Source organism: Gelidibacter algens (genome assembly GCF_001678675.1).
Lineage (GTDB): Bacteria > Bacteroidota > Bacteroidia > Flavobacteriales > Flavobacteriaceae > Gelidibacter > Gelidibacter algens.
The window spans coordinates 32,417-44,285 of sequence record NZ_LZRN01000021.1 but is presented as its reverse complement, the minus strand read 5'-3'; the positions used below and the strand labels follow the sequence as shown (position 1 = coordinate 44,285).

The 11,869-nt window shown below is 36.4% G+C and carries 13 protein-coding genes; 6 read left to right on the top strand and 7 right to left on the bottom strand.

Annotation, left to right across the window (positions count from 1 at the left end; genetic code table 11):
• Nucleotide 1: 1 nt before the first annotated feature.
• On the bottom strand, nt 2-505 hold the full coding sequence (locus tag A9996_RS11050) for an Lrp/AsnC family transcriptional regulator (protein ID WP_066434674.1): 504 nt from the start codon (nt 503-505) through the stop codon (nt 2-4).
• Between the two features lie 180 nt (nt 506-685).
• Here A9996_RS11050 and A9996_RS20255 point away from each other — a divergent pair, with 180 nt between their 5' ends.
• Genes A9996_RS20255 through A9996_RS11030 form a run of 5 tightly spaced genes read left to right on the top strand, consistent with a single transcriptional unit; the run spans nt 686 to nt 6,159 of the window.
• Nucleotides 686-1,276, top strand: coding sequence for an aminotransferase class III-fold pyridoxal phosphate-dependent enzyme (locus tag A9996_RS20255; RefSeq protein ID WP_211272653.1), 591 nt, complete (start codon nt 686-688; stop codon nt 1,274-1,276).
• On the top strand, nt 1,230-2,087 hold the full coding sequence (locus A9996_RS20250) for an aminotransferase class III-fold pyridoxal phosphate-dependent enzyme (RefSeq protein ID WP_211272652.1): 858 nt from the start codon (nt 1,230-1,232) through the stop codon (nt 2,085-2,087). The genes A9996_RS20255 and A9996_RS20250 overlap by 47 nt, the downstream gene beginning before the upstream one ends.
• Nucleotides 2,084-3,475 carry an agmatine deiminase family protein gene (locus A9996_RS11040; protein ID WP_066434671.1) on the top strand — a complete coding sequence of 464 codons (1,392 nt, stop codon included), beginning with the start codon at nt 2,084-2,086 and terminating at the stop codon, nt 3,473-3,475. Before A9996_RS20250 ends, A9996_RS11040 begins: the two co-directional genes overlap by 4 nt.
• A 9-nt stretch (nt 3,476-3,484) precedes the next feature.
• On the top strand, nt 3,485-4,795 hold the full coding sequence (locus tag A9996_RS11035) for a serine hydrolase domain-containing protein (protein ID WP_083993922.1): 1,311 nt from the start codon (nt 3,485-3,487) through the stop codon (nt 4,793-4,795).
• A 5-nt stretch (nt 4,796-4,800) separates the two neighbouring features.
• Nucleotides 4,801-6,159: a Na+/H+ antiporter NhaC family protein gene (locus tag A9996_RS11030; RefSeq protein ID WP_066434667.1), complete on the top strand. Its 1,359-nt coding sequence runs from the start codon at nt 4,801-4,803 to the stop codon at nt 6,157-6,159.
• Between the two features lie 449 nt (nt 6,160-6,608).
• On the opposite strand, the gene A9996_RS11025 is transcribed toward A9996_RS11030, so the two are convergent.
• The 6 genes from A9996_RS11025 to A9996_RS11000 form a co-directional block, all read right to left on the bottom strand.
• Nucleotides 6,609-7,556 carry a HipA domain-containing protein gene (locus A9996_RS11025; RefSeq protein ID WP_066434664.1) on the bottom strand — a complete coding sequence of 316 codons (948 nt, stop codon included), beginning with the start codon at nt 7,554-7,556 and terminating at the stop codon, nt 6,609-6,611.
• Nucleotides 7,540-7,872, bottom strand: a complete 333-nt coding sequence (locus tag A9996_RS11020) for a HipA N-terminal domain-containing protein (RefSeq protein WP_083993925.1) — start codon at nt 7,870-7,872, stop codon at nt 7,540-7,542. The genes A9996_RS11025 and A9996_RS11020 overlap by 17 nt, the downstream gene beginning before the upstream one ends.
• The gene (locus tag A9996_RS11015; protein ID WP_066434662.1) at nt 7,859-8,080 is read right to left on the bottom strand and encodes a type II toxin-antitoxin system Y4mF family antitoxin; all 222 of its coding nucleotides are present in this window, start codon (nt 8,078-8,080) and stop codon (nt 7,859-7,861) included. Before A9996_RS11015 ends, A9996_RS11020 begins: the two co-directional genes overlap by 14 nt.
• Nucleotides 8,081-8,218: 138 nt before the next feature.
• Complete coding sequence (locus tag A9996_RS11010; RefSeq protein ID WP_248912342.1) at nt 8,219-9,187, bottom strand: site-specific integrase; 969 nt, start codon at nt 9,185-9,187, stop codon at nt 8,219-8,221.
• Nucleotides 9,188-9,383: 196 nt separating this feature from the next.
• Nucleotides 9,384-9,575 carry an Arm DNA-binding domain-containing protein gene (locus tag A9996_RS20580; RefSeq protein ID WP_066434658.1) on the bottom strand — a complete coding sequence of 64 codons (192 nt, stop codon included), beginning with the start codon at nt 9,573-9,575 and terminating at the stop codon, nt 9,384-9,386.
• 522 nt (nt 9,576-10,097) lie between these two features.
• On the bottom strand, nt 10,098-10,463 hold the full coding sequence (locus A9996_RS11000; RefSeq protein WP_066434655.1) for a TetR/AcrR family transcriptional regulator: 366 nt from the start codon (nt 10,461-10,463) through the stop codon (nt 10,098-10,100).
• Nucleotides 10,464-10,740: 277 nt separating this feature from the next.
• On the opposite strand from A9996_RS11000, the gene A9996_RS10995 reads away from it, so the two are divergent.
• A complete protein-coding gene (locus A9996_RS10995; RefSeq protein WP_066434653.1) occupies nt 10,741-11,862 on the top strand; it encodes an alkaline phosphatase family protein in 1,122 nt (373 codons plus the stop codon).
• Nucleotides 11,863-11,869 lie beyond the last annotated feature (7 nt).

Genomic DNA, 11,869 nt, shown 5'->3' with positions numbered 1-11,869 from the left:
TTTATGTTTTTTTAGAGTCCAATGGAGATGCTGGTAATTCAATATTCATTTCGTGATCAGCCCATTTATAAACATTATAGTATATTGTTGATTGTGTGTTTTTTACTCCTGGAATAGTAAAGATGTTTTTTTTCATTACATCCAAAAGATGTCTATTATCCCTACAAATTAAATTAATCTCTATATCTGAAGGTCCAGATGTAAGCGCTAGGAAGGATATTTCCTTAATTTTCATCAATTCGTCTGCCACGGAATCAATCAAGTTGGACGGGCTAACTTCAATGGTTACTCTGTTGTATGAATTAAAGCCTGTTTTGGTGGGATCCACCCAGCCCAGAATATGAAGAACTCCTTCTTCCACAAGCTTATTATATCGGTTTCTTACCGTAGATACCGACAATTTAAGTTCAGATGCGATATCAGTAAAAGACATCCTTCCATCTCTTTTAAAAAATTGCAATAAGGCCTTATCGGTGACACTAAATTCAAATTTGCTCTCTTTCACAATTCAAGAATCATTTTATTTGTAACACGTTCCATTTATCAATATTATGCAAAATATACAATTAAACAATATAATTATGCATTTTTTTCTTATTTTTAGTTACTAAATTGCATTTTATTGCTTTACTTGCATTCTGACAATTACTTTCTTGTGAGATCAACAATTTAAAATCCTTGTAGCATGCATAAAAGTTTAAATCCTAATCAAGATTTAGAATTAACTTGGAGAAATGATAAAAACCATGTCATTCACCCCTATGCCAATTTCGAAAACTTTTCAAAAGAAGGATCTACTGTATATGCCAAAGGACACAGACACTTTATTTATGACCAACAAGGGCAAAAATATTTAGATGGAATTGCTGGACTCTGGTGTGTAAACATAGGACACGGTAATGAAGAGTTGGCTGCACATATTGGAGAACAGGCTAGAAACTTGGCCTACTATAATACCTTTGAGGACTCCACCTCCCCTTCAGCCGCAAATTTAGCGGCAAAATTGGCCTCTCTATGTCCAGGAACACTTAATCATGTTTTTTTTGGAACAGGGGGCTCTATGGCAAATGATACAGCGATTAAAATGGTTCATTATTATTTTAACATGTTGGGGAAACCTAAAAAAAAGAAAATCCTTTCACGCAATTTAGGGTATCACGGCAGTACGTATTTAGCACACGCACTTACTGGAATAGCTTCTACACATATCGGCTTTGATCTGCCAAAGGATGATATCACTTACCTATCCTACCCCCTATCCTTACCGAAAACCTGAAGGGATTGATAGTCATTCATATTGTGATTATCTAATTGATGAGATGGAAACTAAAATTATCGAGATTGGTGCTGATAACATTGCCTGTTTCATTGCAGAACCCATCATGGGTGCTGGTGGTGTAATTGTTGCCCCAGAAGGATATCTTGGAAAAGCCTACGCATTGTGTAAAAAATATGAAATTCTAACCATAGCCGACGAAGTAGTTACCGCTTTTGGGCGTTTGGGAAAAATGATTACTTCCAAAGAAATGTTTAAGGTTCAGCCTGATATAATGGTATTAGCCAAGGGACTTTCATCGGGTTACGTTCCTTTAGGAGCTACCGTAATTTCTTCAGCAATGCATGAGGTAATTTCACGACCCAAAGCCGACAATCCTTATTTTTCTCATGGCTTTACTTACTCCGGCCATGCTCTTGCATGTGCAACAGGGCTTAAAAATATTGAAATCCTGGAGCGCGATGGCTTCTGTGAGCATGTCAATAAATGGGGTCCTTATTTTAAGGAACAACTTACAACCTTAGAAGATTTACCGATTGTAGGTGAGGTGCGTGGAAGTCATTTTATGTTGGCTCTGGAATATGTGACCGATAAAAAAACCAAGACCTCCTTTCCAATGGAAGTTAATATTGGTAAAAGAATATACACTGCATCGAAAAAGAGAGGTTTGATTATTAGGCCCATTGGCCCATTAAATGTACTTTCTCCTCCATTGACTTATGATAAAGATGCTATAGATGAGACCATCGGTATTTTAAAAGACAGTATATTGGAAACTGTAACCACGTTGCATAAGGAGGGTCACCTATGAAAAAAAGCTGCTTTTTATCTTGGATTTCAAAACACTTTTCCAGAAGATTACTTTTGGGCACTAAAGGCTATTTGGAAAGACTAGGCGTTATTGCCAGTTGTCTCGTGATTTTTTTAACAATTAGCAATTGTAAACCAGGACCTTCTAATAAATTCTCTGTAGACGCTGATGTAACAGTCCTGAGACAACCTGCGGAATATGAAGCACAGGAAAATATTTGGCTCATCTGGCCTCCAAACGATCATCTTAATGGTAAATCTAATGAAAAGGTAACTTTAGAAATTATAAATGCTTTAGTCAATAAAGAACACATTATGGTCTCTGTTGCAAATGACACTCTTTTTAGGAGGGCTCAAGATGTTATACCTAAGGCATATTTGGATAATGGCTGGGTGAAATTGGTTAAAATTCCTTCTGAGGAATTCTGGATTAGAGATATGGGTCCCAATTTTGTGGAACTGACCAACGGTAAAAAGGCAATAGTTGATTTTGGATTTAATGCTTGGGGCTATACGGATAGCAATGCCATGGATGACTATACCATCCGTATGGAAAAATACGATGAAGAGGTAGCAAAATTACTAAATATCCCTGTTATTTATTCTGACATGGTTAGCGAAGGTGGAAATAGAGAGCTCAACGGCAGAGGTGTTCTCATGCTGACCGAAATTGTGGAAAAAGGTCGAAATCCTTATATGGATTTGGCGGCTATGGAGCTGGAATTTAAAAGAGTTTTGGGCGTCAAAAAGATTATTTGGTTAAAGAAAGGATTAATGGAAGACGATCATACTTTTAAGGGAACCATTCAACTTGAGAATGGCAATCAAGCATACACAGCTGTGACCACCAATGGCCATACTGATGAATTTGCACGGTTTGTCAACGATTCCACCATTCTGTTAGGCGTTGTAAAGCCAGAAGATATGAACGATCCCGTAGCGGCTGAAAACCATAAGCGCATGGAAGAGAACTATCAAATACTTAAAAAAGCCAGTGATCAAAACGGAAAACCTTTCCACATCGTGCGTATGCCTTTACCTAAACTTATTCTGGGTCAAATGAAACCTGGAGATTTAGTTTACGATTTTATAAGTAGTTTAAATTTTGAGGACGGGTCTGTTTTTCCAAAGGGTGAAGAAATCACTGTAATCGCCGCTGCCAGCTATTTAAATTTTTTGATTACAGATAAGGTCGTGATTGGTCAAAAATATTTTTCAGAGGGGATGGATGAAATTGTGGCTCAAAGAGATCAAGAAGTGCGAGACATATTACAAAAATTATTTCCCGAACGTGAAATCGTCATGATTAATGCATTAGCTGTCAACTTTGGAGGTGGAGGTATTCATTGCATTACAATGAACGAACCTTTATTAAAATCGAAAAATTAATCAGTAAAAATGAAAAGATTTCGTTTAACTTTTACCATTTTCTTAATGTCGCTCATAATGGTTGTTTCTTGTAAGGAAAAATCTGATTTGAAAGCTCTACTAAATGAAAAGGATTCTATAGCCTTGAAAAATAAATTAGAGGAGGTTTTTATTAAAAATGAGCTTGTTGGTATGTCAGTACTAGTTCTATCAGATGGTAAAATTGCTTGGCATAGTGCATTCGGAAAAGCAAATATGTCTCAACATATTCCTATTACTGAAAATACAATATATCGGGTGGCTTCTATCTCAAAAACAATAATTGCAATCGCCATAATGCAACTTTGGGAAGATGGTAAAGTAGATCTCGATACTGATATAAGCAACTATTTGGGATGGTCTTTAAGAAACCCTAAATTTCCAGATATCCCCATTACCTTAAAACAATTATTGAGTCACCAAAGTGGCATCAGGGATGGTGAAGGGTACCAACGTTTTTCGAACGATATGATATCTGAAAAATTAGACATTAGGGAGCTTTTTTTGAGCAATGAAAGTTATTTTACGGACGATCAGTTTGCAGATCATTCACCAGGTGACTATTTCTCATACGCCAATTGTTCTTGGGGTATTATAGCATCAGTCATAGAGAACGTAAGTCAGCAACGCTTAGATAATTACTGTCGAAAAGAAATCTTTAAACCTATGGCCCTCAAGGCCGATTTCAACGTGGCCAATTTGACGCATCTGGATTCTTTAGCTGTCTTATATACCTATGATGATGAAAAATGGATATCACAGGCTGATGATTATAGTGACAAATTGCCCCAAAACCGTGCATTTGAAGGTTATGAGCTAGGACAAAATGGATTGCTTTTTGGGCCACAAGGTAGCCTCCGAAGTTCTGCAAAAGACTTGTCTGCGATCGCAATAATGTTAATGAATGATGGCACATATAATAACAATCAAATTTTAGAAAAAGCAACTGTAGATTTTATGTTGAAAAGTCAATGGGAATATAATGGTAAAAACGGAGACACCTGGGAGAACTTCTTTTTGTCTTACGGAATTGGCATACATCAAACAACAAATACACCTAACGGAGACATCATTTTTCCGGACAGGAAAATGGTAGGCCATCCTGGAATTGCCTATGGATTACTGAGCGATATGTATTTGGAAAAAGATAAAAGGAGTGGTATCATTTTTATAACCAACGGGAGTAAAAACAAATTTGAGTATGGAGAAAAGAGTACCTTTTATCAAGTCGAGGAAGATATTTTTCAAACGGTTTTTCCTTATCTCAAAACAATAGAGCAGAACGCAATTCCTAAAAATTAAAAGATATGCAAAATTGGGGCATTATCAGTTTGGTACCCGCGGTTACTGTAATAATTTTAGCATTGATCACAAGAAAAACCTTTGAGGCCCTAGTAGGAGGATCGTTTATAGGTTTTGTAATTATTTCCTATAAAAGTTCATTTTCTGATTTTACCAATTCTCTTCTGCTGGTAATGCAAGACGCCGCTATTGGTTGGGTTATTTTGGTTTGTGGACTTTTTGGATCTTTAATCTATCTATTGGCACAATCAGGTGGGACAAACGCTTTTTCTGGGTATCTATTAAAATTTGTCAAAACCCGGAAAGAGGCGTTGCTTGCAACATGGTTATTGGGACTTTGTATCTTTATAGATGATTACCTCAATGCTTTGACAGTAGGTAGTTCTATGAAAAAAGTTACTGATCGTTTTAATGTACCTAGAGAGATGCTAGCATATATAGTTGACTCCACTGCTGCCCCTGTTTGTGTGCTTATACCCTTATCCACTTGGGCGATATTTATTTCTGGACTTTTGGAAAGTGAAGGCGTGGTGGCACAAGGTGAGGGTTTAGCTGGTTACCTTCAAGCTATTCCATATATAACCTACGGCTGGGTGGCAGCCTTTTTAGTTCCGCTAGTGGCAATCAATCTGATACCACCTTTAGGGGCTATGAAAAAGGCTGAGGAAAGGGCAAAAAAAGGAATACTTAAACCACCAGATTCAGATACTATAAGTCTGGAAATACCAGAATATTTATCGGATAAAGAACCAAAACTCTCATATTTTGTAATTCCTATCTTAGTACTTATCTGTGCTACCGTTTATTTTGATATTGATGCCTTGAGAGGGGTCATCACTGCAATAGCGTTTACTGTAGCCTACTTTGCAATGAGTAAGGTAATGTCATTTGCACAGGCTATGGATGGTGTTTTCAAGGGTTTTAAAACCATGCTTTATGCCCTAGCCATCGTGACTATGTCTTTTGTTCTCAAAGATGTAAACGATCAAATGGGACTCACACCTTATGTTATTGAGAGTGTATCCCCATGGTTAAACAAAGAATATCTACCGGTAATTGCATTTGTTTCTCTAGCGCTTATAACCTTTGCAACAGGTTCTTTTTGGGGTGTTTATGCCATATCACTACCTGTTATAATTCCATTGGCACAAAGCATGGGAGTAGATATTTGGTTGGCGATTGGATCAGTTATAAGTGCAGGAGCTTTTGGCTCTCATGCCTGTTTCTACGGAGATGCCACCATATTATCCGCTTCTGCCACTGAGTGCAACAATGTGGCCCATGTGGTGACCCAATTACCATATACGCTGATTGCGGGAGGAATTACGTGTATCATCTATCTCATATTAGGACACACTATTTGAAGGTATTCCGACTATTAAATCATAATCACTAGTTTCCAATTAATTCCTCTAATAAAAAAAAGGATTATTAATTTTCTTCATAGACAACCAAAGCTTTAAATAACAAGGTGGATATATTTAGGGACTGTCACTATTAAACCCGTTGAAAACTTTAAGTAAATGTTGAGAATGTTGAGAGTTCCAAAAAAACAAAATATCGAGTATGATCAATAAAAAGCACCTAATTCAAACAATGGATACCACTATTTAGGAACTTCCTGGCTTAACAAAAGAGGTTTTTATATCAACTCGATATGAGGATAAAAAAAAACAAGAAATAGCCAACGAGTTGGATTTTCAGTCAAAACCGTTGAAGCATACCTGACTAATGAATGTGTTCAATTTTTCTTAATTTTCACTGTGACTGAACATATTTAATTAATGAACACATAAAATCAAATCAGATAAAATCACATTTCTGAATTGAATAATTCATATCGACTTAATAAAGTTTTTCTGTATCCGACTTGTATCTCCTCACTCAAAAAGGACGCTTCAATTAAGCTCAAAGCACTCGGTTGTAACTCTTTGAAACGTCTTAAAACGCCATTGATCTGTTTCTTAGAAAGCTGCAAACCCTCAGCAAAATCAAGAAAATTTTGAAGTGTTATTCTTTTCTTTCTTCCTGCAATTGTTAATGCTAATTCCTCGGTATCTTCTGGATTTACAATTTTCACATTTAATAAATCATATGCTGGCGATAATGCCCAACCATAAGAAGTTTTTATCATCGAAAAGTTTTTTAAATGCATATCGTTATTTCCGGTCAGATATGAAAAAACACCAAGTTCAAAAAAACGTAGCTTATCTAAAAGCGTATTTGCTGCATGTGCTTCAATAGCTTTTCCAATACGTTCCATCGAACCTCGGTACTTGTCGAAAGCTTCCAATACCTGAAACATATCAATCATATGTATTTTAGCGCCGTCTTCTGCTCTGTCTATGCGCTTAGTGATATAAGACAATTCCCCAGAAGCCAACTTAATAAGCGAATTTGGGACAACATCAATACTAAATAGAGCTGCCATTTTCATCGTCAAGTGCTCATTTGCTGGCATCTCTTTAAAGTCCGTTGATGGTGGCTTAAAAATGTAATTCCCACCTAAAGCACCAACCACCGTTAATCTACTGTGAGTTCTATCATCTATTAATACCGACATTGACAATTTTGGTTGTACCCCTGGAACTGAAACACTTCTCTCAATTACCTGTTTTGCCAATTCATACATTTCATCTAATTCGTATTCAATTTTTGGTGGTATTTCTGTACCAAAAAAAGATAAGCTACACGCCTCATGAAAGTCACCATCGGAATCAACTTCTTTATAACAATACAAACATTTACTCATGATTTTCATTTACAGGTTCAACACTTACTGCTCCAATACAGTTCTTACAACATGCGAGCAGTAATCCCATACGGTCGTTTCTATTAATCTTCCAATTCCTTGCTGCAATATCCAACAACCATCCTTCTGGGATTAAGCCTTCAAAAAAAGGAAATAACCGCTTATCTTTATATTCTGCATTATTTACTGGCATTGAAAATGTTATAAACTGCTCAGGATATTGATTTATATAATCGCCATCGTATCTGAATGTAAAATCGCCGTCATTTGTCTCAGTTAAAAGACCGCAAAACACCTTGTCATAATATATTTTAGCTTGTCTCATTATCATTCACTTCTTTTAAACTTACGGGTACAAGTTTGTGTCCAAACATTTTTAAAACTTGATTCACTTTTTCAAGATTTAAATTTGTTTTGTTCTGCTCTATTTTTCTGATTACAGTAAGTGCAACTCCTGCCCTATCTGCAAACTCTTCTTGGGTTAGACCGACTTCTTTTCTACGCTCTTTTACAAACTCTGATAACTCTTTCATTATATGCAATTAAATATAACTGTATGCAAATATATCCAATTATATGTTATTACGTATAATCCCAGAGACATTCTTATTTATATATGCAATTACATATAACGTGATTTGGTATGATTAGAAACATCGGTCACAATAGGATTATTCTTTAAGCACATTATTCAACTTCTTAAGAAGCTCTTCTTTTGTCATAAGGGAATAATTTTTCTTTTCAGCGGCAATAATTTTTTCACGTAAATGCATAAGTTCCTTTTCCTCTTCAAGTTGCCTCGCCTTTTCGTTAAGCCTTTTTTGAATGGCATCCATATCGGACTTTACTTTATGATCCATTACACGGGCATAGATTTGAGTGGTTGTGATTTTTGAATGTCCCAATATTTTAGAAACAGTTTCAATAGGCATTCCGTTACTTAGAGCGACCGTTGTTGCAAAAGTGTGACGTGCCATGTGAAAAGTCAGATTTTTTTCAATTCCAACTTCGATGGCGATTTCTTTCAGATAAAGATTTGCCTTCTCATTGGTTATGGAAGGTAAAAGAGTACCTGATACTTGAGTAACCGGATGACTTTCATATTTATTCAGAACCTCTTCAGCACGGAACAATAAGGGAATCTTAATCTTAGTATTTGTTTTTTGTCTAACAGTGGTTATCCATTTATTGCCTTCATCATCGCCTATCCAAACATTTTTATTTGTCAAATTCTTAATGTCAACAAACGAAATACCCGTGTAGCAGCCGAAAACAAAAAGATCCCGTACACGGTCCAAGCGGTCAATATTAAAATGATGGCTTGCCAATTTCGAAAGTTCGTTGTCAGACAAAAACTCTCTATCTACTTTGTCAAACGATGATTTCCATCTACGGAAGGGATCATCTTTCATCCATTCAAGATTGTATGCAAGTGTTACTATTTTTCGGAATCTTTGAACGTGTTTGGTCACCGTATTATGACTCATTGCCTTTGGATGGCCTTTTGGGTAGTAGGAATTGAGAAAGTTTTCAAAATCACACAGAAACTCAAAATTCAAACCTGATAAAGAAATATCCATAAGTCGTTTCTTCTTTAAAAAACGATCAATATAACCTTCAGTTACTTTGAAGTTTCTAATAGACCCAATCGCATGGGTATTTTCAAGTTTGTTTGAATGATAATCTATAAGCTCTTGAAGTGTATGGCCATTTGAGCTTTCATTTAAAAAGAGATTCTTGATGGCTTTGCTGGTTACTTCCTCTCCGTTGTCACGCAGCTCTTGATAACACCTAAAGAGCTTGGATTTGGATAAATCTAAATAGCGATTAAACTCTTTAGCGGTCCGTGAAGTGCCTTGATGTTTTTTGGGTTTTGAAATCCCATTGCTCCATGGCCAACTTTCTTTTGAGACTAATGCTCAATCTTTTTTGATCTACATTAATTCTGGCATAAATGAGACCCTCTCCATTCTTGGATTTCTTTGTATCCATCCAAAATTGAATGGAAAATGTTTTTGAAGTACGCATAACTTTGGTTTTAAATTAAACTTGAATCATCGCGAAAGTCAAATCAAACTTAAAATAATAACCAATATTCAACCTTATGTTGAATCCCTTCGTGGTAGCTAAAGCTACCATTTATAATCGGAACTTACCGAATAGCTACCATAAGCTACCATAAAACATCAAATTATATGAATTCCCAAAAATGAAGAAACCGCGCAAATCCTAGGATTTGCGCGGTTTTGATGCTTTTTGATAAAGCCTTGAGTGACCTCGGTAAGCTTTAAACACTCGTTGAAGGGGCACTAAGAACTTTGAGTATCATGACAGATAAAAACGAACATCCCCATTTTAAACTCTACCGGCGAGGAACTGCCTTCTTGCCTTGACGTAACCACTGGCTGGCATCCGCAATGACTTATGTGATATTGAAGTGGTAATGATAACTCTAGAAAGGCAGATACACTCAGAAATGAGTATAAGTAATAAGTCTCCAAGTTATTTTATACACTACCTGATGCAGTTCCTTTAAATAGGATTTGAAACTTATCTGAATTCCGCAACTCTATAAATTAAAGCATAGCAACTGTAAAGAAATCCGTCATCAAAATAGACGATCGAGGCTCTGCCAAAAAGGTCTTCAATAAATCGGATAACATCAACTTTACAATCCATAACATCACTTCTTTCAGAAATCATAACCCGTAAATAATGTTCTAGGATATATTCAATTAAACCTAAAAGTAGTTCCTCTCTGTCTTTGAAGTAATGCAATACAGGCCCTTTATTAATTTCCATATGCTGGGCAAGCATAGCAATATAAGCATTTTCAAGACCTAAGTCACGTGCCACTTCGTGAAAAGAAACGACAATTTCCTTACATCTTTGTGTACTCAGATGCTTTCTAAACATTCTAAAAATTATCAAAAATAGGGTTTGCAAAATACTATGCAGGAGCATTTGCCAAATAATATAAAGACAACATTTATGTAAACATTATATAACTGAACGATAGGTCTATCTATTTTTCAATCCCTGTACATTTGGATCAAACAAAAAATCCACTTATGTGCCTCCTAAAACATGTTCTATTTTCCGTGATAATCTGCTGTTCATTCACCTTGAACGCACAACAAAAAAACCTTAAAAAAAGGTAGTTTTTATAATTGTAGATGGCATTGCAGCAGACATGCTTAAAAGCAATCCTTCTCCCCGTCTTGACGAAATCGCAAAAGCAGGCGCGTACAGCGATGCTTATGTAGGTGGTTTAAAAGACGGCTATTCTGAAACTCCTACCATTTCGGCTGTAGGTTACAACAGCTTACTTACCGGTGTATGGGCTAACAAACACAATGTGTGGGGTAACAGTATAAAAGACCCCAACTACAACTATCCTACTATTTTTAAACTTTATAAAGACGCAAACCCCAATGGAAAAACAGCAGTTTTCTCTACCTGGTTAGATAACCGCACCAAACTCATAGGCGAAGGTTTACCACAGACTCAAAATGTAAAAATAGATTATGCCTTTGATGGTTTTGAGTTAGACACTGTTCGTTTTCCACACGATCAAAATCGAGAATACATAAAAAATATAGATGCCTTAGTCGCTACCGAAGCTGCAAAGTATATAGAAACCGAGGCACCTGATCTTTCCTGGGTTTATCTGCAATACTCAGATGATATTGGTCACGTATATGGCGATAGTCCACAACTTACCGCAGCTATTAAATACGAAGACAGTTTAATCGGTAAAATTTATGATGCTGTTAAGCTGCGCGAAAAAGATCACGATGAAGACTGGTTATTTCTGGTAACTACAGATCACGGGCGCTCTGCCAAAGACGGTAAAGGCCACGGCGGTCAGTCTGACCGAGAACGCAGTACATGGATTGTTACCAACAGTACCGAAACAAACGCCTACTTCAAAACGGAAACCCCGGCCATTGTTGATTTACTTCCTACAATGACTAGTTTTTTACAATTATCGGTTCCAAAAAATATCAAAAATGAATGGGATGGCGTGTCCCTTCTAGAACCGGTAGCTATTACACAACCCAAAGCCATTCTAAAAGATCAATTGCTAACGATTAGTTGGAAAAATCTAACCTCAAAAAAGATTCCTGTTATCCTTTCGGCCAGTACTACTAATGATTTTAAAACAGGAAGTAACGATACCTATACCCAACTTGGTACTGCAGAAAGCGGAACAGAATTCTTTAAAATTACACTAAAAGAAGGCCAACCTATACCTACTAAAATTTTATTTGAAACCACAAACACCACTCTAAATACCTGGGTAATACAATAAACCATCT